The sequence below is a fragment of the Halomonas sp. BC2 genome (genome assembly GCF_002078115.1).
Lineage (GTDB): Bacteria > Pseudomonadota > Gammaproteobacteria > Pseudomonadales > Halomonadaceae > Vreelandella > Vreelandella stevensii.
Map to the genome: position 1 here is coordinate 162,348 of NZ_LFGT01000009.1, position 23,695 is coordinate 186,042.

Sequence of the window (23,695 nt, forward strand, 5' to 3'; positions counted from 1 at the left end):
TAAGCGCATGACCACGGCGAACCACGAAGAAACCCTTGGCTTTCAAACCGAAGTCAAGCAGCTTCTGAACCTGATGATCCACTCCCTGTACTCCAACCGGGAGATATTCCTGCGTGAGCTGATTTCCAACGCAGCGGATGCGTGCGACAAGCTGCGCTATGCAGCCCTGGACAACGACGCCCTGTACGAAGGTGACAGCGAGCTGCGCATCGAAATCGAGCACGACCGTGATGCCAACACCATTACCTTGCGTGACAACGGTATCGGCATGAATCGCGAAGATGTCATCGCCAACCTGGGGACCATCGCCCGTTCAGGCACCGCCGAGTTTCTCAAGCAGCTTTCCGGTGAACAGCAGAAGGATGCCAAGCTGATCGGTCAGTTCGGTGTCGGTTTCTATTCTGGCTTCATTGTGGCAGACGAAGTCACCGTGCGCACTCGCAAGGCGGGCACCGCCGCGTCGGAAGGCGTCGAGTGGCGCTCGCGGGGCGAAGGTGAGTTCACCGTGGCCGATATCGAGCGCGAGGTGCACGGCACCGAGATCACCCTGCACCTGAAAGAAGATGCCAAGGAGTTTGCCGACGACTACCGCCTGCAAAGCCTGGTGCGCAAGTACTCCGATCACATCGAAGTGCCGGTGCGCATGCCCAAGGTCGAGACCGCCCGTGACGACGAGGGCAACGAGATCGAAGGCAGTGAAGTCACCACCTGGGAAGCCGTCAACGAAGCCACGGCGCTGTGGGCACGTCCCAAGAGCGACGTGTCGGACGACGAATACAAGGCATTCTACAAGCACGTGGCCCACGACTTCAGCGACCCGCTGACCTGGAGCCACAACAAGGTCGAGGGCAAGCTGGAGTACACCAGCCTGCTCTACGTGCCGGGCCGTGCACCGTTCGACATGTTCGACCGTGACGGTTCCCGAGGCGTCAAGCTGTACGTTCAGCGGGTATTCATCATGGATGACGCCGAACAGTTCCTGCCGCTCTACCTGCGTTTCATCAAGGGCGTGCTGGACACCCGCGACTTGTCGCTGAACGTCTCTCGTGAGCTGCTGCAGCAGGATCCCAAGGTCGACAAGATCAAGGGCGCCTTGACCAAGCGTGCCCTGGACATGCTCAAGAAGCTTTCCAAGGATAGCGAACAGTACCAGACGTTCTGGAACACCTTTGGCAGCGTGCTTAAAGAAGGGCCGGGTGAAGACTTCGCCAACCGGGAGAAGATCGCCGGTCTGCTGCGCTTTGCTTCCACGCATACCGACACGTCCGCCCAGGAGCATTCTCTGGCCGAATACGTCGAGCGCATGAAGGAAGGTCAGAAGAAGATCTATTACGTGGTGGCCGACAGCTTCAATGCCGCGAAGAACAGCCCTCACCTGGAGATCTTCCGCAAGAAAGGCATCGAGGTGCTGCTACTCTCCGATCGTATCGATGAGTGGCTGATGAGCCACCTGACCGAGTTCGATGGCAAGTCTTTCGCCGACGTGGCCAAAGGCGAGCTGGACCTGGGCGATGTCGAAGACGAAGCCGAGAAGCAGGCTCAAGAAGAGACCGCCAAGGCAAAAGAGGCGCTGGTCAAGCGCGTTCAGGAAGCGCTGGGCGAGCACGTGCAGTCGGTGAAGGTCACTCACCGCCTGACCGACTCGCCTGCCTGTGTGGTGCTGCCGGAGCATGAAATGGGCTATCAGATGCGGCGCATCATGGAGGCCGCGGGGCAGAAGCTGCCCGACGTGAAGCCCATTCTCGAGCTCAACCCCGATCATCCGCTGGTGGCAAGACTCGAAGGCAGCGAAGGCGAGCTGTTTGCCCAGCTGGCGCATATTCTGCTCGATCAGGCGATCATCGCCGAAGGTGGCCACCTGGACGACCCGGCGGCTTACGTGAAGCGGCTGAACAGCGTGCTGACCGCGTGATGCCCATCCGTTGAGGGATGCGGCCCGCCTGGCCTGCCAGGCGGGCCGTTTGTTTTTCGGCCTGTTTTGAACGGCGCAGGCGGCCGTTGGTGATAAAGTAGGTGATCACTATGAATGCTAAACGATCAGGATATCCTCATGGCGGATGAGCAACAGATTAAGGTCGCCGTGCTGGGCGGGGGGAGTTTTGGTACCGCCCTGGCCAGCATTGCGGCAGACAACGGTGCCCAGGTGCGCCAGTGGATGCGTGACGAAGCGCTGGTGGCGCAGATCAATCAGGAGCACCGTAATGGCCGCTACCTGCCCGATTATCCGATCAACCCTGCCGTCGAGGCGTCCACTGACCTGGAAGCCGTCCTGGTGGGCGCGGAGCTGGTGCTGATCGCCATTCCCTCCAAGGCGTTTCGCAGCGTGGTGCAGGCGGCCAAACCGTGGCTGACCGCCCAGCAGATTCTCGTCAGTACCACCAAGGGGATCGAGCAGGAGAGTTTTCTGCTGATGAGCCAAGTGCTGGAGCAGGAGACCGGCTTTAGCCATATTGGCGTGATTGCGGGCCCTAATCTGGCCTCCGAGATTGCCGATAAACAGCTGACCGCGACCGTGATTGCCAGCGCCGATGCCCTGACGCGTACCCGGGTGCAGCAGGTGCTGGGGTGTCGCTATTTCCGCGTTTACGCCAGTAATGACCGGCACGGCGTCGAACTGGGCGGGGCACTCAAGAATATCTATGCCATCGCCGCAGGCATGGCAGCGGCACTGGGCATGGGTGAAAACACCCGCAGCATGCTGATGACCCGTGCTCTGGCGGAGATGAGCCGGTTTGCCGTGGCCCAGGGGGCCAATCCGATGACGTTTCTGGGGTTGGCGGGAGTAGGTGACTTGATCGTGACCTGCTCCTCGAACCTGTCGCGTAACTATCGGGTGGGGTATGCGCTGGGCGAGGGGCGTGACCTGGAGGCTGCGGTAGAAGCGTTGGGGCAGGTCGCGGAAGGGGTCAATACCGTCAAGCTGGTGTGCGCCAAGGCTGAGGAGTTGGGCGTTTACATGCCGCTGGCGGAAGGGCTGAAGCGGGTGCTGTTCGATGGCGTGCCCGCCCAGGAAATGGCGCGCACGCTGATGCTGGGTGAGCAAAGCAGCGACGTCGAATTCATTCTGCCCCGTGAGGCCGTACAGCAGGCGCACCGGGAACAGACATCGCCCCCTCGGGTGGCGGTCAGCAAAGGAGATGTTCATGAGTGACCAGGAAAATCAGGCGCTGCGCCATGGCGGCGCGAGCCCTCTGCTGATCATGCGGCATGGTGAGGCCGCTCCTGGCTTTCCAGACCCGGTGCGTGCGCTGACTCGCCGCGGCGAACAGGAGGCGGGCGCCATGGCGCGCTGGCTGGCCGCGCGGGTCAGTGAAGGAGAGCTTGCCACCCCGTGCTGTATGCCAGCCCGTATGTGCGTGCGCAGCAAACCGCTGAGCATATCCGTGATGTCCTTGGGCATTCCCTTGAATACCTTGCCGTTCATCACGCCAGACGATTCCGCCAGCGACGTGGCCGAGTGGCTGATGGCACAACAGCCCCAAGGGCCCATCATGCTGGTCAGCCATATGCCGCTGGTGGGCGAGTTGGCAGGGTTGTTGATCGAAGGCTCGCCGAGCCAAGGGCTGGGTTTCCCCACGGCGGCCATTGCCGAGCTGGAGGCCGATGTCTGGGCGGCAGGATGCGCTCAGCTGCAGCGCTTCACCCAGCCCAGCCAGCTGTAGCGGCTGGTTGTAGAGAGTAGCTGTAGAGAATAGCTGTTGAAAATAGCTGAGCGAGTCCCTCGCCACGCAAAGCGGCTGCCGAAGCAGCCGCTCATGTTGATGCGCTGGCAATGGGCGTGCGTTACAGCAGAGCGTCCAGCTTGGTCTTGAGCAGGTCGTTCACTTGTTGAGGATTGGCGGTGCCGCGAGAGGCCTTCATGACCTGGCCCACGAAGTAGCCGATCATCTTGCCGCGCTTCTCGGGCTCCGAATCGCGGTACTGGGCGACTTGGGCCGGGCTCTCGGCGATGACCTGATCGATCATGCCTTCGATGGCGCCAGTGTCGGTCACCTGCTTCAGCCCTTTGGCATCGATGATGGCATCGGCGCTCTCCCCCTGGCCATTCCACAGTGCCTGGAAGACCTGCTTGGCGGCCTTGCCGTTGATGGTCCCATCGAGCACGCGGCGTACCACTTCGCCCAGCTGCTGGGCCGAGACGGGGCTGTTCTGAATGCTCAGGTTTTCCCGGTTCAAGGCGCCGGACAGCTCGCCCTGAACCCAGTTGGCCGCCTGTTTGGCATCGCCGCACACCCGGTGGACTTCCTCGAAGAACTCCGCCATTTCGCGGCTGGCCGAGAGTACGCTGGCATCGTAAGCCGATAGCCCCAGCGCGTCCTGGAAACGAGCGCGCTTGTCGGCAGGCAGTTCCGGCAACTGGCTGCGCAGATGCTCCAGGTACGCTTCATCGAGGACCACGGGCAGCAGGTCGGGGCAGGGGAAGTAGCGGTAATCGTTGGCTTCTTCCTTGGTGCGCATGCTGCGGGTCTCATCGCGCTCCGGGTCGTACAGGCGGGTTTCCTGCACCACGCTGCCGCCATCTTCGATCAGCTCGATCTGACGCTCGACTTCGAAGGCAATGGCGCGCTCCACGAAGCGGAACGAGTTGACATTCTTGATTTCCGCACGCGTGCCGAACGCTTCCTGGCCTTTGGGGCGCACCGAGACGTTGACATCACAGCGCATCGAGCCTTCGGCCATGTTGCCGTCGGAAATGCCCAGGTAGGTCACGATGGAGTGGATGGCCTTCAGATAGGCCGCCGCTTCCTTGGCGCTGCGCATGTCCGGTTCGGAGACGATCTCCAGCAGCGGGGTGCCTGCGCGGTTCAGGTCGATGCCGGTCATGCCGTGGAAGTCTTCGTGCAGCGACTTGCCTGCGTCCTCTTCCAGGTGGGCATGGTGGATGCGGATGCGCTTGGTGGTGTCGTCGTCCAGGGTGATTTCCACCTCGCCAGCGCCCACGATGGGGTGATACATCTGGCTGGTCTGGTAACCCTTGGGCAAGTCAGGGTAGAAGTAGTTCTTGCGGTCGAAGACCGATACTTCCGGGATCTCGGCATGGACGGCCAGGCCGAACTGAACGGCCATGGCGACCGCCTGTTCGTTCAAGACGGGCAGTACGCCAGGTAGGCCCAGATCAACGGCGCAGGCCTGGGTGTTCGGCTCGGCGCCAAACGCCGTCGAGGCGCCGGAAAATATCTTGGAACGCGTTGCAAGCTGAACGTGGACCTCGAGCCCAATCACGGTTTCCCATTGCATCAGGCGTTCTCCTCGGCAAAGGCAGGCAGTTTGAGATGCCAGTCGGTGGCTTGCTGGAACTGGTGAGCGACGTTGAGCAGCTGCGCTTCGGCAAAGTGCGTGCCGAGAATTTGCAGGCCCACCGGGCGGCCGCCCGCAAAGCCCGCCGGAACGCTGATGCCGGGAATGCCCGCCAGGTTCACGGCAATGGTGTAGATATCCTGCAGGTACATCGACACCGGGTCCTTCTTCGCGCCCAGGTCGAAGGCGGGCGTGGGCGATGCGGGTCCCATCAGCACATCGACATCTTCGAAGGCGTCGAGGAAGTCCTGACGAATCAGGCGACGCACCTTCTGGGCCTTGGTGTAATAAGCGTCGAAGAAGCCTTCCGACAGAGTGTGGGTGCCAATCAGGATACGCCGCTTGACCTCCTCGCCAAACCCTTCGGCCCGCGAGCGGGTGTAAAGATCGATCAGGTCGGCAGGCGCCTTGCAGCGGTGGCCAAAGCGCACGCCGTCGAAGCGCGACAGGTTGGAGGAAGCTTCGGCGGGGGCAATCACGTAATAGGCCGGGATGGCGTAGTGCGTGTGCGGCAGGCTGACTTCGCGCACCGTGGCACCCAGCGATTCGTAGACCTTGATGGCGTCACGCACGGCTTGCTCGACGCCCGGGTCGAGGCCGTCGCCAAAATACTCCCTGGGCAGACCGATTTTCAGGCCTGACAGCGGCGCGTTGAGGGTTTCGGTGTAGTCAGGCACGCCACGGGCGACGCTGGTGGAGTCGCGCAGGTCGTGCCCGGCAATCACGTTGAGCAGCAGGGCACAATCTTCAGCCGTGCGTGCCATCGGGCCTGCCTGGTCGAGGCTGGAGGCGTAGGCAATCATGCCGTAACGGGAGACGCGCCCATAGGTGGGCTTCAATCCGGTGATGCCGCAGAACGCGGCCGGCTGACGAATGGAGCCGCCGGTGTCGGTGCCCATGGCCGCAGGTACTAGCCCTGCCGCTACCGCCGCCGCGCTACCGCCGGAGCTGCCGCCGGGGACTGCCGTCAGGTCCCAGGGGTTCTTGACCGCGCCATAGTGGCTGTTTTCGTTGGACGAGCCCATGGCGAACTCGTCCATATTGGTCTTGCCGAGACTGATGGTGCCAGCGGCCGCCAGCTTTTCCACCACGGTGGCATCGTAAGGCGCGATGAAATTATCGAGCATTTTGGAGCCGCAGGTGGTCTTGACGCCCTGGGTGCAGAAAATGTCTTTCAGCGCCAAGGGGATACCAGCCAGCTTGCTCGCCTTGCCTGCCGCGCGTGCCTGGTCGGCGGCTTCGGCCTGGTTCAGCGCCTGCTCGGCGGTCACCGTGATGAAGCTGTTGAGCTTGCCATCGGCTTTTTCGATGCGCTGCAGAAAGTGGGAGGTCAGCTCTCGGCTGGAGAGTTCACCGCTGTCCAGGGCGGCGGCGAGCTGCGTTACGGTTTTATCGTGCATGACCCGGAAGCTCCGTTCGGGGGCGAATGAAATAAGCAGAAACGAGCGGGGTGCGGCGGTTATTCAACCACGCGAGGCACCAGATACAGGCCGTTTTCCACTGCCGGAGCACAGCGCTGAAAAGCGTCGCGCTGATTGGTTTCGGTGACTTCGTCGGCGCGCAGGCGCTGCGTGGCATCCAGCGGGTGGGCCAGTGGCGCCACGCCTTCGGTATCCACGCTCTGGAGCTGGTCGACCATGTCCAGAATGCGGCTGAGATCGTCGACGAAGCCACTGGCTTGGTCATCGCTGACGGCGAGTCGGGCCAGATGTGCGGCCCGGCGCACATGAGATTCTTCAAGCGCCATGATCGAGGTTTCCTCGCAAACGTGATGGAACATATTCCGCTTTGAGCGGTATACATACGGTCATCTTAAATTCGTCTTGTGGAACAGACGTGGAAAATAGCCGCAAAAGGTACCACATATTGCCCCCCTCGGGCACTATTGGGCACGACTCGTGCTTGCTGCCAAGGGGTTGCGGTGATACCGTTTGCATCCGCACAGGGTTCCCGGTCTGCACTAGGTAACAACATCCATGTTCAAACGTTTGAGGGGGCTGTTTTCCAGCGATCTGTCGATCGACTTGGGTACGGCCAACACACTGATTTATGTACGCGGTCGTGGCATCGTGCTCGATGAACCGTCCGTAGTCGCCATCCGCCAATCCGGTAGCATGCGCAGCGTGGCTTCGGTCGGCGCCGACGCGAAGCGTATGCTCGGTCGCACGCCTGGCAATATCACGGCCATTCGACCCATGAAGGACGGCGTCATTGCCGACTTTACCGTTACCGAGCAGATGCTCCAGCACTTCATTCGCAAGGTGCATCAGAGCACGTTTCTGACGCCCAGCCCGCGTGTGCTGGTCTGCGTGCCTTGCATGTCGACCCAGGTGGAGCGCCGCGCCATCCGTGAGTCCGCCGAAGGGGCGGGTGCCCGGGAAGTCTTCCTGATCGAAGAACCCATGGCTGCGGCCATCGGCGCAGGCCTGCCGGTAGAAGAAGCGCAGGGGTCGATGGTGGTGGACATTGGTGGCGGTACCACCGAGATCGCCATCATCTCACTCAACGGGGTAGTCTATTCCGAATCGATCCGCGTAGGCGGTGACCGTTTTGACGAGGCGATCACCGCGTACGTGCGCCGCCATTACGGTAGCCTGATCGGCGAAGCCACGGCCGAGCGCATCAAGGAAGAGATCGGGTGTGCCTACCCGGGTGGCGAGCTGCGCGAGATCGACGTGCGCGGCCGTAACCTGGCAGAGGGCATCCCGCGAAGCTTCACGCTCAACTCCCACGAGATTCTCGAGGCGCTCCAGGAAACGCTGGGCTCTATCGTATCTGCCGTCAAGAGCGCGCTGGAGCAGTCGCCCCCCGAGCTTGCCTCGGACATCGCTGAACGCGGCCTGGTGCTGACCGGCGGTGGCGCGCTGCTGCGTGACCTCGACAAGCTGATCGCCGAAGAGACGGGCCTGCCGGTCATCGTGGCCGAAGATCCGCTGACCTGCGTGGCGCGTGGCGGTGGCAAGGCGCTGGAGATGATTGACCAGCATACCTTTGAGTTACTGTCGAGCGATTGATCGCAGCGGTTTGACGCGGGGGATTGCCTATTAAACCGCTGTTTTCACACGGGCCGTTACCCGGTTACCGGCTTTTCTTCTGTGTGCTGGCGGCAAGCGTGCTGATGTTTGTCGACCAGCGTTTCACGCGCATGGAAGATATTCGCGCCCAGATGACCATGGTCGTTGCCCCCATTCAGTGGGTGGTGAGCGTGCCCAGCGACGTCTTGAACTGGGGGGCGCTGGCGCTCTCTGACCAGCAAGCACTGGTGGATGAGAATCGCCGCCTGCGTGAGCAGATCCTGACGCTGTCCCATCGTGGGCAGCGGCTCGCCAACCTGACCGCCGAAAACGCCGAACTGCGCACGCTGCTTAAGGCGGCCGAGCGTCGTGAGATTCCTTATATCACGGCCGAATTGCTGTCGCTGGACAATGACCCCTTTACTCATCAAATGGTGGTCGACCGAGGGCATCGTAATGGCGCCTACGTCGGGCAGCCGGTGATCGATGCCTCTGGGCTGGTGGGGCAGGTGACCGCGGTATCGGCCTACTCCAGCCGTGTGCTGCTGCTGGTGGATGCAAGTCATGCCTTGCCGGTTCAGGTCAATCGAAACGGCCTGCGTTTCATCGTGCAAGGCACTGGGCGCTATGGCAGCGTCAGCGTGCTGCACGTGCCGGATACCGCCGACATTCGTGAAGGGGATTTGTTGACCACCTCCGGGTTGGCGGGCCGTTTTCCGCCAGGGTATCCCGTGGCGCGCGTCACCGAGGTGTATCACGACCCCGGCCAGCCTTTTGCTCGTGTCATGGCCGAGCCTGCTGCACAGCTGCAGCGCTCGCGGCATTTCCTGATGCTATTTCCAACGCCCCGCGAAGAGTTCGACGCGTCTGACTGGGATGAGTCCATGGATATCTCGGCGCAGGCAGTGCATGCCGCTCAGCGTCTGGCTGAGTCTCATTCACAGGAGGCGCCTTGATGGCCAGGGTTCCCGTTGTGCCGTTGTTGGCCGTTTGGCTTAGCCTGTTGTTGGCCCTATGCTTGCAGGTCATGCCCTTGGCGGATGGCTGGCAGGTGTTTCGCCCCGAGTGGGTTGGCTTGATGCTCATCTACTGGAGCATGCGCTCACCGGATCGAGTGGGGGTCTTTCACGGCTTCGTGGTGGGTCTGCTGCTGGACCTGATCGAAGGGACCGCGCTGGGCCAACACGCGCTCATCTTGTCGCTGTTGGCGTTTCTGGCTGCCATGGTCTATCCACGTTTTCGCGCTTACTCGCTGGTGCAGCAGGCCGTGCTGGTGCTGGTGCTGCTGGGGCTGGTGCAGCTGGTCGAGCAGTGGTTGCGTACCTTGACCGGCGAGTTTTCGATCCACCTCTCTTTCCTGATTCCCTCGCTGATGAGCGCGTTGCTGTGGCCCTGGCTGGCCACCATGCTGGTGGCTCTGGAGCGGCGTATGATGAGCAGTGGATCATGAGCGAGGTGATTTGCGGCGCATCCTCCCCGCCGGTGCTCTGTCTGGCGTCTGCGTCGCCGCGTCGCAAGGCGCTGCTGGCGTCGATTGGCGTGCCTGTCAGTGTGCTGCCCAGCGATATTGATGAAACGCCGCTGGCCGATGAGTCGGCCTTGGCGTATGTGGAGCGACTGGCCATCGCCAAGGCCAGCGCGGCCCTGGGCCGAACGCACTTGCCGGTGCTCGGCTCGGACACGGCAGTCGTGGTAGCAGGCGAGATTCTGGGCAAGCCTCGGGACCAGCAGCACGCTGCCGAGATGCTGAGGCGGCTTTCAGGGGGCACGCATCAAGTGCTGACGGCAGTGGCGGTGAGTGGGCCGCTGGGTATACTCTCATGCTGTGTCACCACGCATGTCACCATGCGCTCATTGAGCCGCGAGGAGATCGCCTGTTACTGGCAGACCGGGGAGCCCGTGGACAAGGCCGGTGGCTATGCCATACAGGGGCTTGCGTCGGTGTTCGTCGAAGAGATTCAGGGCAGCCACTCTGCCGTCGTGGGGCTGCCGCTATTTGAAACCACGCGCTTGCTTGTCCAGCAGGGAGTGCCCGTCTGGGCGGGCCGATATCCAACGTAGCGATTGGGCCCGCACTGGCACCTAGCGACGACCGCTGCGCTGGCAAGGAACCGGATATTCAATAAGGAATTGTGCATGAGCGGTGAAGTCCTCATCAATTTGACGCCCATGGAGACCCGCGTTGCGCTGGTGGAGAATGGCGTGCTGCAGGAGGCGCTCATCGAGCGTTCTCGTCGCCGTGGGATCGTGGGTAATATCTACAAAGGCAAAGTGGTTCGCGTACTGCCTGGCATGCAGGCTGCCTTTGTCGATATTGGCCTTGAACGCGCCGCCTTCATCCATGCCCATGAAGTGATGCCGCCCGGCACCCCCAGCGATGAGCAGCAGACCATCGGGCAGTTGCTGCACGAAGGCCAGGCGCTGGTCGTGCAGGTCACCAAGGACCCTATCGGCACGAAAGGGGCGCGGCTGACTACCCATCTCTCGATTCCTTCGCGTTACCTGGTCTACATGCCGGACTCGCCTCACCATGGCGTTTCCCAGCGTATCGAAGACGAACGCGAGCGTGAGCGGCTGAAAGCGCTGCTGGACAAGAGCATCGCAGAACAGACCATCGACGTGACGGGTGGCTTCATCGTGCGCACGGCGGCAGAAGGCGTGGGCGATGAAGAGCTGGCCAGCGACATGTACTTTCTGCTGCGTATCTGGCGCAAGGTCAGCGAGCGCAAGATCACCGCTTCCCCGCCTAGCGTGATCTACGACGACTTGCCGCTGTTCATGCGCACCCTGCGTGACGTTATGTGCGATGATATCGAAAAAGTACGCATCGACTCCCGGGAAAACTTCATCAAGCTGGTCGAGTTTGCCGAAGAGTTCATGCCTGATGCGGTGGACCGTATCGAGTACTACCCGGGCGAGCGACCGATTTTTGATCTCTACAGCGTCGAAGACGAGATTCAGAAAGCCCTGGGGCGCAAGGTGCAGCTCAAGTCTGGTGGGTATCTGGTCATCGATCCTACCGAGGCCATGACCACCATTGATGTCAATACCGGTGGGTACGTTGGGCATCGCAATCTGGAAGAGACCATTTTCAAGACCAACCTGGAAGCCGCGACGGCCATTGCCCGTCAGCTACGGCTGCGCAACCTGGGCGGTATCATCATTATCGACTTCATCGACATGGTGGATGTCGAGCATCAGCGTCAGGTGCTCCGCGTATTGGAAAAGGCGCTGGAGCGTGACCATGCAAAAACCAAATGTACCGGGGTAACCGAGCTGGGGCTGGTGCAGCTGACCCGTAAGCGTACGCGGGAAAGCCTCGAACAAACCCTGTGCGAGGCCTGCCCGACCTGTGCGGGCCGGGGTACCTTGAAGACCCCCGAAACCATCTGCTACGAAATCTTCCGCGAAATCCTCCGTGAAGAGCGTGCCTACAGCGCAGAAACCTACATGGTGCTGGCCTCTCAGCCGGTGGTGGATCGTTTGTTGGATGAGGAGTCGGCGGCCGTGGCTGACCTGGAAACCTTCATCAACAAAACCATTCGCTTTCAGGTCGAGGCGCACTACTCCCAAGAGCAGTACGACATCGTATTAATGTGATGGCTGCGCTAAGCCCTTTCCCCCGCTTTTTGCTGCGCGCTGGACTCGTGACGCTGGCAGTCCTATTGGGTCTGCTGGCGCTGCTGCTGGTGACGCTGCGCGTGGCTGTCAGCCAGGGTGATGCGCTCGCGCCACGCATCGAAGCCGTGCTGGAAGCCAGAATCGGTGCGCCGGTGAGTATCGGGCAAGTATCGCTCTCGTTGGCGCGCAATGATCTGCGTTTCCTGCTCGAAGACCTGCGTATCGATACCCCTCAAGGCGACCCGCTGGCTGCCGTCGAGCGCGTGCATTTACGCCTGGATGGTTTGGCGAGCCTGCGCCATTGGGCACCCATTTTCAGCGATGCCCGCATGGCGGGCCTCGAGTTCCACCTCTATCAAACCCCTGGAACCACCTGGGGATGGCCGGCGCCCGCCAGGCTTCCCTTGGGCATGGCCCCGCAGCCGGATATCGATCTGGCGTTGATCGACGCCTGGGCAGGGTTGTTGCTCCGGCAGCGTCTGTGGGTAGACAACAGCCGCGTGCTGCTGCATGGGCGTGAGCAGACGGTGCTATTGCATGCACCCTCGCTGGTGCTGGATGGCGATGAGCGCCGGACGCGGCTCTCTGGCGAGCTGACGGTGGTGGAAGACCCCGCCCAGGCAGCCTCGGCGCTGCCGGCCATCACTATGGGCGCCGAGATGCAGCCCGGTGCGCGTGGCTTGAGTGATTTTTCGGCGGCCCTGCAGATGAATATGCAATTGGATCACCTGGTGGTGCTGGCGGCGCTGTTTCGTCCAGAGCAGATGCCCTATCTGGAGCAGGTGGGCGGTCAAGTTCAATTGTGGGGGCGTTGGCGGGAAGGGCGTCTGGAGGATGCGCGGTTGGCGGTCGATATGCCCGAGCTGACGCTGCGCCGAGACGTGGAGTACGCCGTGTTGCGCAACATCCAGGCCTCCGGGCAGTGGCAGCGCAACGGGGAGGGCGGTGAGGCCTGGCTGAGCGGCAACGCAGAAAGCGTCGAGTGGGCCCAGCCAGAGGGCATCAGTGACGGCCCTGCCTTGCCTTACCACTGGTACCTGGCCCATGAGCCGGGCCGTTGGGAGCTGCGTACCAGTGCCTTCGAATTGGCCTCGCTGGCCGCCTGGCGCGAGTACGCCCTGTTACCCGAGTCGCTGACGCGGGTGCTGCAAACCCTGGCTCCCAGGGGGCAGGTGCAGGGGCTGCGGCTGGGGCAGCGGAAAGGACGTTGGGGCGTCGATGCCGCCTTGACCAACGTGGCGGTCGACCCGTGGCAGCAAGCGCCGGGCGGTGGCCCGCTGGATGCCTGGGTGCAGGCGCGTGACCTGCGCGGCCGGGTGACTTTCAGCAGTGCGGGTAGCAGCGAACTCTATTTTCCCCAGCTGTTCGACGCGCCCATGCAGCTGGGGCACGCCGAAGGTGTGGTGGAGTGGGTTTACGATGGGCCACGGACCATGATCAGCGGGCGTGAGCTGCACGTCGATTGGGATGGTGCGCGTATCGCGGGCGGCTTCGGCCTGATTACGGGGCAGCAGCGTGGTCAGTTTGGGCTCGACCTCGCCTTTGAGAATGTCGATGCCGTCGAGCGCCCGTTAGGCCAATGGCTGCCGCTTGGCGCCTTCGAGCCGGCGCTGCGGGAATGGTTGCAAAAAGACATCGGTGGCCGAGTGCCGCAGGGGGCGCTCAAAATGAGTCTGCCGTTTGGAGAGCCCGGTAGCGCGCCGCCATTCTCTGCCACGCTGGCACTGCTGGTGCGCGAGGGCTACTTGCCGATAGCTGACGGTTGGCCGCTGCTGGAAGAGATCGATGGCCGCTTGATATGGCAGGGGGGAGAGCTGAAGGCGCAGGTGGCGAGTGCCCAGAGTCAAGGGGTCCAGCTGTCTGATGGAGCCGTCCAGCTGGGTGAAGACAACATGCTGCGGCTGTCGGGGCAATTGCACAGCGATGGTGCCTCGCTGTTGCGCTTTCTCAAGGCCATGCCAGAAGCGGGCGAGTTGCCGCTCGACGAGCTCAGCGCTGAAGGCGTGGTCGACGGCAGCCTGGCGGCGGTGGTGCCTTTGGAGCATCCAGAAGGGCTGTCGCTGGATATCAACGTGGTGCCTTCTCTGGAGGTCGTGCGCTACCCACCGATGCCTGTGTCACTGCGCCAGGTCGAAGGCGAGGTGAGCTGGCAGCAGTCGGGCGAGCAGCGGGCGCTGCTGGGCAATCTGCAGGGGCGTTGGCAAGGCGGGGGAATCCGCGCCGACTTTGATGAAGATCAGCAGCGGGTGCGGCTCAGTGGTGAGGTGGATAGCGCGGCGCTCTGGGCGCTGGCGGGCATGCCGGACACGGCACAAGAGGTGCTGCGCGGGCGCACGGCCTGGGAAGGCGTGGTGAACTGGGAAGACACCCCGACCTTGAGTGTGCAAAGCCAGCTGGTTGGGCTGAGCAGTCAGCTGCCCGAGCCGTTCGATAAACGCGCCGAGCAGCCCTGGCCGTTACGGGTGCGCGCTGATTTTTCCAGTGCCAGAGGAGAGGTGCGGATGGCTGATCTGCTGGCCATGCGTCTGGCGCTCAGAGAGCCAGAAGGTGTGATGGGCGAGGTCGCGCTGGGCAGCGTGGCACCGTTGGTGGAATGGCCCCAGCAGCCAGGCTGGAAAATCGATGCATCGCTAAACACCATTGACCCCTTGGCCTGGCAGCAGGCCTTGTCGCCGCTGTTCGACAAGGGGGCGGGGGGGCGCCGACGTCCGGGGCGTTGCCGACCCTCGAAGCCGTGCTGAGAACCTCCTGCTTGCGTTATCGCGACGAGTGTCTGGGCGCCATGACGGCTTACGGTAGCGCCGAGACGGATCGGGCACAGCTGCAAATCAACGGTGAGCTGCTCTCCGGTCGTGTGCACTATCAGCCACGGGAGTCGCGCCCACTGGACGTGGTAGTGAGCTATCTGGCCGCTGACCGTTTGCTTGATTTGCCCAGCGAAGAGGCCGCGAGCAAGGCGTCATCGAGAGAGGTGCCCACGCCGGGTTCCTGGGTCGACGAGATCACTACCGAATACGCCGCCCCAGCCGCTATCCCCGATTGGCTGGCATCCGTACCCAATGGACGGCTGCGACTGGCCGAGCTCAATGTGGGTGACGGGCTTTATGGCCCCCTGACCGCTTATTGGCAGACCAGCGCTCAGGGGCTTTCCATTGCGCCGGTGGGCCTGACCCTGGGGCAGCTCTCAGCGCGTGGGGAGCTGCATTGGGAGGGTAATCCGGTGAGCAGTCGCACCCGAGCTGACCTGACGATTCAGGGCGGCGATCTGGGCACCGCCCTGGAGCGCCTGAGCCAACCCGTGGCCATGCGCAGCCGTACCACCAACGTTGCCGCTGAGCTTGCCTGGCCGGGGGCACCTTGGCAGTTTACGCTGGCCCGCGCAGGTGGAGAACTGAGCACGGATATTCGTGACGGGCGCTTCGTGATGCTCGACTCGGCACCTGCTCGGCTGGTGGGGCTGCTCAACTTCGATAACATTCTGCGCAGGCTGCGGTTGGATTTTTCGGATGTCACCGGGCAGGGAACGGCGTTCGATCGGGTGCATGGCACGGCGGACGTGGCCCAGGGGCAGCTATTGCTGCGTGGCCCCCTACAAATTGATGCCCCTGCCACGACCTTTACGCTGGCAGGAAATGTTAACCTCTTGCAGCGCGAACTCGATCAGCGTCTTGGCGTCACACTGCCGGTGAGCCAAGGTCTGCCTATCGCGGCACTCGCGGTGGGTGCCCCTATCGTCGGCGGGGCGCTCTTCATTGCCGACCGACTTTTTGGTGATGCACTGGCGCAGGCCACCACCATTCATTATCGCGTGCGAGGTCCTTGGACCTCGCCGCAGGTTACTTTAGAAGGCCCTCAATGACCGCACACACAAGCGATATAGAGTCTGCAATTTCCATTTTGCTAACGCCGGGTGGTCTCGATCTGGAAGCCCTGGATACGGGCCTTGGCTACGCCATGGGGGCAGGCATCGATTATGCTGACCTTTACTTTCAGCGCACCTGGCAGGAGGGGTGGGTGCTGGAAGACGGTGAGGTCAAGGAAGCGAGTTACAACATCGATGGCGGGGTCGGTGTGCGGGCGCTGGCCGGCGAAAAAACCGGCTTTGCCTACTCCAACCAGATTACTGCCGATGCTCTGATGGATACCGGACGCACCGCGTCGGGCATCGTGCGCAGTGGCAAGCAGTTGCCTGGCCAGCGTGTCGTGCCGGTAAGCGCAGCGGCGCGCTATGCAGGTATCGACCCGCTGGCAGGGCTGAGCGCCGAGGAGAAGGTGGCCATGCTGAAGCAGGCCGACCGCGTCGCGCGCGCTGCCGACCCCAGCATCAGCCAGGTCAGTGCCTCGCTGTCCGGCACCTACGAAGTCGTGCTGGTGCGCGCTAGCGACGGTACCCTGGCGGCGGACGTGCGACCGCTGGTACGTTTCAATGTCAGCGTGATCGCGGCCAAGAATGGCCGTCGGGAGCGGGGTAGCGCCGGTGGCGGTGGGCGCTACTCCATGGCTCGCCTGCGCGATGAGGGGGTGGCCGAGCGCTATGCCCAAGAGGCCGTGCGTCAGGCGCTTGTCAACCTGGAAGCGGTGGATGCACCTGCTGGACAGATGCCCGTGGTGCTTGGCGCTGGATGGCCTGGCATCCTCTTGCACGAGGCGGTCGGGCACGGCCTGGAGGGTGACTTCAATCGCAAGGGCAGCTCGGCCTTCGCCGGGCGAATGGGCCAGCGCGTGGCGGCCAAGGGCGTCACTGTGGTAGACGATGCCACGGTCATGGATAGCCGCGGGGCGCTCAGCGTCGATGACGAGGGCACGCCGGGCCAGTACACCCCTCTGATCGAGGATGGCATTCTCACCGGCTACATGCAGGACAAGCTGAACGCGCGATTGATGAACATGGCGCCAACCGGGAACGCGCGGCGTGAGTCCTTTGCCCACCTGCCGATGCCACGTATGACCAACACGGTGATGCTGGCCGGGCAAGATGCGCCGGAAGACATCATCAAGAGCGTCAAGCGCGGCCTTTACGCGGTCAGCTTCGGTGGCGGGCAGGTAGATATCACGTCGGGCAAGTTCGTGTTTTCAGCCAGCGAAGCCTACCTGATCGAAGATGGCCGTATCACCTCGCCAGTCAAGGGCGCCACGCTGATCGGCAATGGCCCTGAGGCGATGGGACGAGTGTCCATGATTGGCCATGACCTGGCCATGGATACCGGGATTGGGGTATGCGGCAAGGAGGGCCAGGGCGTGCCGGTAGGCGTTGGGCAGCCCACCCTCAAGCTGGACGAGCTGACCGTCGGTGGCACGCAATCCGGCTAGTCAGACAGCGCAGCTCGTCATCGTTGGTGTGGGGGTCAGAGCGCCAGCGTATCGCGCAAGTGCTTGAACAGCTTGCGCGCGCTGGTCGGCGGTTTACCTTGCTCACGCTCCTTGCGGGCGTTACGCACCAGCTGACGCAGGGTCTGGCGGTCGGCATCGGGGTAGTCGGCAAGGAACAGGTCGACGGCGTCGTCACCCTCGTCGACCAGCCGATCACGCCATTTTTCCAGTCGATGAAAGGCATGGTCGCGCTGCTCTTTCTCTTGCTCGATGGCATCGAATACCCCCTGGATGGCGGCTAGATCCTCCTTGCGGATCAACTTGCCCACGTACTGCATGTGGCGGCGGCGGCCTTCATGGGAGCGGATGCGCGAGGTTTCCTCGATGGCCCGCAACATGTCGTCAGACAGCGGAAAGCGCGCTCGTTCGGCGGGTTTCATGGCAATCAAGGTTTCGCCAAGCGCCTGAAGAGCATGCATTTCACGCTTGAGCTGGGATTTACTGGGACGCTCTTCCTGCTCGTCAATATCGAGGGGCTCGGGGCGTTGCTTAGGCATACAGACACTCACTGATTTGGATTCGTCGGCAGCATTATATCAGGCTGCGACCATAACATTGATTCGCCAATGCAATTGAGGCGAAAAGGAGACCACATGGCACAGGCATTTGATGCAGCAGCGCAACAGGCGCTACTGGCGCAGCGGGCGGAAGAAGCCCTTGGCCTGGCGAAAACGCTGGGCGCCGATGCCGCTGAAGTAGGCGCCAGTGTCGACCAGGGGGTGGGCGTCAGCGTACGGCTCGGCGAGGTCGAGACCGTCGAGCTTTCCCGTGACCAGGGAATCGCCATTACGGTCTACGTTGGCCAGCGCAAGGGGAGCGCCTCCTCCACGGATGCCAGCAGCGCCTCGCTGCGCGCCACGGTGGAAAAGGCCTTGGCAATTGCGCGCTATACCGGCGAAGACCCTGCTGCCGGGTTGGCAGACGCTGCGCTGATGGCGACCCGGTTGCCGGATCTCAAGGTGCACCACCCGTGGGCGCTCTCGACCGAGCAAGCCATCGAGCTGGCGCTGCGCTGTGAACAGGCCGGGCGCAGCGTGGACGGTATTCACCAGTCCGAAGGTGCCTCGTTGTCCAGTGGCGAGGGCGTGCGGGTCTACGCCAATAGCCATGGCTTTCTAGGTACCCAAAAGGGCAGCAGCCATTCGCTGTCCTGCATGCTGATCGCCCAGGATGACAAGGGTATGCAGCGCGACTATGACTACACGTCGGCACGCAATCCCGTACATCTGCGTGACCCGGAGGACGTCGGGCGCGAAGCGGCCGCACGCACCCTGCGGCGGCTGGGTGCGCGCAAGCCGCCCACCGGTACGTTTCCCGTGCTGTTCGACCCAACCCTGGCCGCAGGCCTGGTAGGCCACCTGATGGGCGCGTTGGCGGGCGGGGCGTTATATCGTGAAGCATCGTTCTTGTGTGATCGCCTGGGCAGCCCGCTTTTCCCGGAGTGGATGGGGCTGGAGGAGCGCCCCATGGAAGTCGGCGCCACGGCCAGCTCGCCCTTCGACGCCGAGGGTGTGCAGACCCGAGATAACCGTTTCATCGAGCAGGGCAGGATCGCCAGCTACATGCTGTCTGCCTACAGCGCGCGTCGCCTGGGTATGCAGTCGACGGGGAACGCTGGCGGAGCGCGTAACCTGCGTCTGTTGGCCCCGCTGACACCGCGTCACGAGCTGTTGCAGCAGATGGGGCGGGGTATTTGGGTCACCGAGCTGATGGGGCAGGGGGTCAATGCTGTGACGGGTGACTACTCTCGCGGTGCGGCCGGTTTCTGGGTGGAGAATGGCGAGGTACAGTACCCCATCGAAGAGTTCACCATTGCCAGCAATCTCAACACCATGTTCGCTGGCCTGATGGGGATTGGCGATGATACCGATACGCGTGGCAGCATTCATACCGGCAGCTGGCTGGTGGACGCCATGACGGTGGCGGGCAGCTGACGAGGGTTACTGATCCTCGTCGAAGCGGGCGTCGAACAGGGCCTGGATGGCATCGAGGGCCTGGTCGGCGTCTTCACCTTCTGCGGTAATGGTGAGTGACGTACCGCAGGGGGCCGCCAGCATCAGCAGCGACATGATGTTGGCCGCATCGGCCTTTTGCTGCTGTTTGTACACGTGAATGCGGGCTGAAAACTGCTGGCCGCACTTGACCAGTTTGGTGGCGGCGCGGGCATGAAGGCCGCGTTGGTTGGTCAGCGTTAAGGTTCTTTCAGGCACTCTGGTTCCTTTTTGCCGAGTGATATCAGGGCGACGTCGTGTCGCTGGGAGGGGTGGAAGAAACGGCATCGACGGTAGCGGGTAATTCGCTCAGCGTGTACTGCAAGCCCAATTCCCGGTGTCTGAGCTGAATAGCGCCAGTGTGCTTGACCAGCGATTGCGCTAATTGCTCGACCATGTAGACAGAGCGATGCTGTCCGCCGGTACAGCCAATGGCCACGGTCATATAGCTGCGTTGACTGCTTTGGTAAGCAGGTAGCCATTTCTCCAGCCAGGCATGAATATCGTCACGCATGTCATCGACGATGGGGTAGCCGCTCAAGAAGGCCTTGATGTTGGCGTCGCGTCCGGTGAACTGCCGCAAGCTGGGGTCCCAATAGGGGTTGGGCAGGCAGCGCACGTCGAACACGATATCGGCATCCATGGGTACGCCCCGTTTGTAGCCGAAAGATTCGAACGTCAGGGTCAACTGGTCACGCCGCTGATGAGCAACCTGATCGGTGATGCGGCGGCGTAGGTCGTGTACCGAAAGACGCGACGTGTCGATCAGCAGGTCAGCCAGGTCCCGAATCTCGAGCAGGGTTTCTTCTTCCTTGTTGATGGCCTCTTCCAGGGTCATGTCGCTATCCCGCGTCAGCGGGTGGCGCCGACGGGTAGCCGAGTAGCGCTCCAGCAGAATGCGAGCGTCCGTGGTCAGGTAGATGACCTGAAAACGGATCTGACGCTGGCGTAGTTCTTCCAGCAGAGCAGGCAACTGTTCCAGTGCAGTAGGCAAGTTGCGCGCATCGATGCTGACGGCCAAATGAGTACGCCCCCCCTGTTGACGCAGTTCATCGACCAGCGAGCCCAGCAGCATGGCAGGCAGGTTGTCGATGGCGTAATAGCCAAGATCTTCCAGCGCCTGTAGGGCGATGGACTTACCGGACCCTGAACGGCCGCTAATGATCACCAGCTGCATAGCGCATCTCTCTTGGCTTGAGAAGGAATAGGGGGTTACCGACGGCCTTGCTGCCCAGCAAAGGCTGCGCTAGGCAGCCTGCTCGCGAATCTTGTCGGTCAACAGCGTCAGCAGTTCACGCTGGCTGCTGACATTGCGCAATTGCTGGCGTGTGGCTGCGTCGTTCATGATGGTGGCGACCTGACCCAATAGCGCCAAATGCGTATCATCGGCTTCTTCGGGTACCAGCAGCACGAACACCAGATCGACGGGGTCACCATCGATGGCATCGAAGTCGACGGGCTCGGCTAGCTTGAGAAAGCCAGCAATGGGCGTGCTGCAGTGAGGACTGCGTGCATGGGGGATGGCTACGCCATTGCCGATACCAGTGCTGCCCAGCCGTTCACGGCCAATCAGGCGACTGAAGACTTCCTGACTGTCCAGGCTGGGCGTGTTCTGAGCGATAAAGGTGCTGAAAAACTCCAGCACCCTTTTTTTGCTGCCCCCGGGCACGTCGTACAGCACGCGCTCCGGGGGGAGTATGGTTTCCAACGTCATCGGTTTAACGCACGCCAGCGCCTTGGGCGCGGGCTTGTGCTTTTTCCTTGTGTTTTACCAGCTGACGGTCGATTTTGTCCGCCAGGGCGTCAATGGCCGCGTACATGTCATTATCCTGCGCTTCCGCATGCAGGTCTGCTCCTGCGGCATGCAGCGTGCAAGCCGCTTGCTGGCGCTCCTTTTCGACAGATAAGGTGACCTGGACGGTCGTGATGTTGTCGTAGTGACGCTCAACGCGTTCCAGCTTTTCGTTTACGTAGTCACGCAAGGCGTCAGTCAGTTCAACGTGATGACCAGTGATGTTTACTTGCATTGACGTGCTCCTTATCCATCGGACTGTACTTCGATTGTAACCCTTTTTGGGCCATTGCAAAGCCCTCGTCGAGAGTTTGTTGGGCGAGAGCGTTTAACTAGCGTAAACGACGGCGCTCACTCGACGAAGGTATACCCATCGACTCACGGTACTTGGCCACGGTGCGGCGGGCCACGGTGATGCCGCCCGCTTCCAGCAGGGTGACCAGACGGCTGTCGGAGAGTGGCTTGCCCGGAGGCTCGTCCTGAATCAGTTTCTTGATGCGTGCTCGAATGGCCGTGCTGGAATGGCTGTCGCCACCTTCCTGGCCGCTGACTTGGCTGGAGAAGAAGTACTTGAGCTCGAACACCCCGCGCGGGGTATGAATGTATTTCTGGGTAGTGACCCGCGAGATGGTCGATTCATGCATCTCCACCGCTTCGGCGATATCGGCCAGAATCAGTGGTTTCATGGCTTCTTCGCCATGCTCCAGAAAGCCGATCTGCCGAGCAATGATCTCGCGCCCCACGCGCAGCAGGGTGTCGTTGCGGCTCGAAAGGCTTTTGATCAGCCAGCGAGCCTCCTGGAGATGCTCTTTCAGAAACTGGTTGTCCTGGCTCTTGTCGGCGCGTTTGATCAGGCTGGCGTAGTCGGGCTGAATACGCAGTCGGGGCAGCGCTTCCGGGTTGAGTTCCAGGTGCCAGCCCTCGTGATCGTGGCGTACCACCAGATCTGGCGTGACATAGCTGTCGTCGGTGATGCCATAGGCGCTTCCAGGCCTGGGGTCAAGGCTGCGAATTAAACGGATGACATCGTCCAACTGCTCGTCGTCGAGGCTCAGGCGTCGCTTCAGCAAGCGCATGTCGTCCTTGCCAAGGGCTTCGAGAAACTGGCGTACCAGGCGTTTGGCAGGCATCAGCAGCGGGGTGTCTTCGGGCAGCGAGGCCAGCTGCAGCATCAGGCACTCCCGCAGGTCACGGGCAAATACTCCGGTGGGTTCGAACTGCTGAAGGCGCAGCAGGGTGTTTTCGACCTCGCGCTGGCTCAGGCCGTCGTGGCCTTGTGCCTTGAGCCCCTCGCGAATGTCGTTGAGAGGCTGGGTCAGGTAGCCGTTGGCATCCAGCGCATCGATGAGGCTTTCGGCGATGGCATGTTCACGGGAGGAGAAGTCGGTCATGGCCAATTGCCAAAGCAGGTGACCGTGCAGGCTCTGCCCCGCCGCCTGACGCTCGAAGTCCGGGCCTTCGCTGCTGCCGCCCATGCTCCCCATGTCCTGATACGTGTCGGACCAGTCGCTGTCTACGGAAAGCTCGCTGGGGATGCTGTCTGCCCACTCGGCTTCCTGAGGCTCGCTGACGGCCTGTTCGCCAAACTCATCTTCCTGCTCGAGCATGGGGTTGGCATCCAGCGCCTGCTGAATTTCTTGACGAAGGTCCAGCGTCGATAGCTGAAGCAGCGCAATGGCCTGCTGCAGCTGAGGTGTCATGGTCAGCTGTGTGCCGATGCGCAGTTGAAGAGAAGCTTTCATGACCATCTGAGAACCACTCGTTAATCAGAAAGCTCCACCCTAGAGCGAGTCTCCGTTTGGTGCAAGTGCAATAAGCATGCCACTAAATAAAATGTCTTCGTGGGCCATTGTTTAAAGCCGGAAGTCGGCGCCCAGATAGACGTCGCGTACCTTCTGGTTATTGAGGATTTCCTGGGGGTTTCCACTGGCGATGATGTGTCCGTCGCCAACAATGTAGGCAATATCGCAGATATCCAGAGTTTCACGCACGTTGTGGTCGGTGATGAGGACGCCAATATGACGCTTCTTGAGGGCGCGTATGATCGATTTGATATCGCCCACGGAAATGGGGTCGACGCCGGCAAATGGTTCATCCAGCAGAATGAAGGCAGGTTCGGTGGCCAGCGAGCGAGCGATTTCCACCCGCCGCCGCTCGCCGCCCGAGAGGCTCATGCCCAGGTTGTCGCGAATGTGGGTGATGTGAAAATCTTCCAGCAGAGATTCGAGCTTGGCTTCTCGGCTGCTGCGGTCCAGCTCACGACGCGTTTCCAGAATGGCCATGATATTGTCGGCCACCGACAGTTTGCGAAAGATCGATGCTTCCTGAGGCAGGTAGCCGATGCCTGCCAGGGCACGCTCATGCATCGGCGCCCGGGTCAGGTCGAGATCGTCGATGCCCACTTTGCCAGCATCGGCCTTCACCAGGCCGACGATCATGTAGAACGAGGTGGTCTTGCCTGCGCCGTTGGGGCCTAGCAGGCCAACGACACTGCCTTGGGCAATTTCCAGGTTGATATCCTTGACCACGCGGCGGCGCTTGTAACTCTTGGCCAGATGCTGTGCATGGAGCGTCTTGACCGCTGCAGTGTCGGGGCTGATGGCTGTCAC

General features: G+C 61.9%; 22 protein-coding genes. 12 read left to right on the plus strand and 10 right to left on the minus strand.

From position 1 onward, the window contains the following. The first annotated feature begins 7 nt into the window (after nucleotides 1-7). The 3 genes from htpG (at nucleotide 8) to B7L71_RS07170 (ending at nucleotide 3,662) form a co-directional block, all read left to right on the plus strand. Nucleotides 8-1,912, plus strand: a complete 1,905-nt coding sequence (htpG, locus tag B7L71_RS07160; RefSeq protein ID WP_081136997.1) for a molecular chaperone HtpG — start codon at nucleotides 8-10, stop codon at nucleotides 1,910-1,912. A gap of 138 nt (nucleotides 1,913-2,050) precedes the next feature. Next, on the plus strand, nucleotides 2,051-3,151 hold the full coding sequence (locus B7L71_RS07165; protein ID WP_052196376.1) for an NAD(P)H-dependent glycerol-3-phosphate dehydrogenase: 1,101 nt from the start codon (nucleotides 2,051-2,053) through the stop codon (nucleotides 3,149-3,151). Further along, nucleotides 3,144-3,662, plus strand: a complete 519-nt coding sequence (locus B7L71_RS07170; RefSeq protein WP_249273199.1) for a SixA phosphatase family protein — start codon at nucleotides 3,144-3,146, stop codon at nucleotides 3,660-3,662. The genes B7L71_RS07165 and B7L71_RS07170 overlap by 8 nt, the downstream gene beginning before the upstream one ends. A 121-nt stretch (nucleotides 3,663-3,783) precedes the next feature. On the opposite strand, the gene gatB is transcribed toward B7L71_RS07170, so the two are convergent. Genes gatB through gatC form a run of 3 tightly spaced genes read right to left on the minus strand, consistent with a single transcriptional unit; the run spans nucleotide 3,784 to nucleotide 7,045 of the window. Next, the gene (gene gatB, locus B7L71_RS07175; protein WP_081136999.1) at nucleotides 3,784-5,238 is read right to left on the minus strand and encodes an Asp-tRNA(Asn)/Glu-tRNA(Gln) amidotransferase subunit GatB; all 1,455 of its coding nucleotides are present in this window, start codon (nucleotides 5,236-5,238) and stop codon (nucleotides 3,784-3,786) included. Then, on the minus strand, nucleotides 5,238-6,698 hold the full coding sequence (gene gatA, locus B7L71_RS07180) for an Asp-tRNA(Asn)/Glu-tRNA(Gln) amidotransferase subunit GatA (protein ID WP_081137001.1): 1,461 nt from the start codon (nucleotides 6,696-6,698) through the stop codon (nucleotides 5,238-5,240). Before gatA ends, gatB begins: the two co-directional genes overlap by 1 nt. Nucleotides 6,699-6,757: 59 nt before the next feature. Then, a complete protein-coding gene (gatC, locus tag B7L71_RS07185) occupies nucleotides 6,758-7,045 on the minus strand; it encodes an Asp-tRNA(Asn)/Glu-tRNA(Gln) amidotransferase subunit GatC (RefSeq protein WP_016913466.1) in 288 nt (95 codons plus the stop codon). A 229-nt stretch (nucleotides 7,046-7,274) separates the two neighbouring features. Here gatC and B7L71_RS07190 point away from each other — a divergent pair, with 229 nt between their 5' ends. From B7L71_RS07190 to tldD, 8 genes are all read left to right on the plus strand, one after another. Beyond that, nucleotides 7,275-8,312: a rod shape-determining protein gene (locus tag B7L71_RS07190; protein ID WP_039177500.1), complete on the plus strand. Its 1,038-nt coding sequence runs from the start codon at nucleotides 7,275-7,277 to the stop codon at nucleotides 8,310-8,312. A gap of 23 nt (nucleotides 8,313-8,335) precedes the next feature. Beyond that, nucleotides 8,336-9,268 (plus strand): rod shape-determining protein MreC, encoded by a 933-nt coding sequence (gene mreC, locus B7L71_RS07195; RefSeq protein WP_081137003.1) that lies wholly within the window; start codon nucleotides 8,336-8,338, stop codon nucleotides 9,266-9,268. Then, nucleotides 9,268-9,762 (plus strand): rod shape-determining protein MreD, encoded by a 495-nt coding sequence (gene mreD / locus B7L71_RS07200; RefSeq protein WP_081137005.1) that lies wholly within the window; start codon nucleotides 9,268-9,270, stop codon nucleotides 9,760-9,762. Before mreC ends, mreD begins: the two co-directional genes overlap by 1 nt. Beyond that, complete coding sequence (locus B7L71_RS07205) at nucleotides 9,759-10,373, plus strand: Maf family protein (RefSeq protein ID WP_081137007.1); 615 nt, start codon at nucleotides 9,759-9,761, stop codon at nucleotides 10,371-10,373. Before mreD ends, B7L71_RS07205 begins: the two co-directional genes overlap by 4 nt. Before the next feature lie 75 nt (nucleotides 10,374-10,448). Further along, entirely contained in the window at nucleotides 10,449-11,912 is a 1,464-nt protein-coding gene (rng, locus tag B7L71_RS07210; RefSeq protein ID WP_016913471.1) for a ribonuclease G, read from the plus strand. Nucleotides 11,913-11,959: 47 nt separating this feature from the next. Beyond that, on the plus strand, nucleotides 11,960-14,674 hold the full coding sequence (locus B7L71_RS07215; RefSeq protein ID WP_446497395.1) for a YhdP family phospholipid transporter: 2,715 nt from the start codon (nucleotides 11,960-11,962) through the stop codon (nucleotides 14,672-14,674). Between the two features lie 11 nt (nucleotides 14,675-14,685). Beyond that, nucleotides 14,686-15,792 carry a YhdP family protein gene (locus B7L71_RS17995; protein WP_446497397.1) on the plus strand — a complete coding sequence of 369 codons (1,107 nt, stop codon included), beginning with the start codon at nucleotides 14,686-14,688 and terminating at the stop codon, nucleotides 15,790-15,792. Further along, nucleotides 15,789-17,243, plus strand: coding sequence for a metalloprotease TldD (tldD, locus tag B7L71_RS07220; RefSeq protein WP_039177484.1), 1,455 nt, complete (start codon nucleotides 15,789-15,791; stop codon nucleotides 17,241-17,243). Before B7L71_RS17995 ends, tldD begins: the two co-directional genes overlap by 4 nt. A gap of 35 nt (nucleotides 17,244-17,278) precedes the next feature. Here tldD and yjgA read toward each other — a convergent pair whose 3' ends face one another. Then, on the minus strand, nucleotides 17,279-17,800 hold the full coding sequence (gene yjgA / locus B7L71_RS07225) for a ribosome biogenesis factor YjgA (protein ID WP_016913474.1): 522 nt from the start codon (nucleotides 17,798-17,800) through the stop codon (nucleotides 17,279-17,281). A gap of 96 nt (nucleotides 17,801-17,896) precedes the next feature. Here yjgA and pmbA point away from each other — a divergent pair, with 96 nt between their 5' ends. Further along, a complete protein-coding gene (gene pmbA, locus B7L71_RS07230) occupies nucleotides 17,897-19,237 on the plus strand; it encodes a metalloprotease PmbA (protein ID WP_081137009.1) in 1,341 nt (446 codons plus the stop codon). Nucleotides 19,238-19,243: 6 nt separating this feature from the next. Here the strand turns inward: pmbA and B7L71_RS07235 are convergent, their stop codons facing one another. From B7L71_RS07235 to lptB, 6 genes are all read right to left on the minus strand, one after another. Beyond that, nucleotides 19,244-19,513 (minus strand): HPr family phosphocarrier protein, encoded by a 270-nt coding sequence (locus tag B7L71_RS07235; RefSeq protein ID WP_039177479.1) that lies wholly within the window; start codon nucleotides 19,511-19,513, stop codon nucleotides 19,244-19,246. A 25-nt stretch (nucleotides 19,514-19,538) separates the two neighbouring features. After that, entirely contained in the window at nucleotides 19,539-20,471 is a 933-nt protein-coding gene (gene rapZ / locus B7L71_RS07240) for an RNase adapter RapZ (protein ID WP_081137011.1), read from the minus strand. Between the two features lie 69 nt (nucleotides 20,472-20,540). Then, on the minus strand, nucleotides 20,541-21,008 hold the full coding sequence (ptsN, locus tag B7L71_RS07245) for a PTS IIA-like nitrogen regulatory protein PtsN (RefSeq protein WP_039177474.1): 468 nt from the start codon (nucleotides 21,006-21,008) through the stop codon (nucleotides 20,541-20,543). Nucleotides 21,009-21,012: 4 nt separating this feature from the next. Beyond that, nucleotides 21,013-21,321: a ribosome hibernation-promoting factor, HPF/YfiA family gene (gene hpf / locus B7L71_RS07250; protein WP_016913479.1), complete on the minus strand. Its 309-nt coding sequence runs from the start codon at nucleotides 21,319-21,321 to the stop codon at nucleotides 21,013-21,015. Between the two features lie 97 nt (nucleotides 21,322-21,418). Further along, the gene (locus B7L71_RS07255) at nucleotides 21,419-22,834 is read right to left on the minus strand and encodes an RNA polymerase factor sigma-54 (protein ID WP_081137013.1); all 1,416 of its coding nucleotides are present in this window, start codon (nucleotides 22,832-22,834) and stop codon (nucleotides 21,419-21,421) included. 105 nt (nucleotides 22,835-22,939) lie between these two features. After that, a complete protein-coding gene (lptB, locus tag B7L71_RS07260) occupies nucleotides 22,940-23,686 on the minus strand; it encodes an LPS export ABC transporter ATP-binding protein (RefSeq protein ID WP_039177787.1) in 747 nt (248 codons plus the stop codon). Nucleotides 23,687-23,695: the final 9 nt, after the last annotated feature.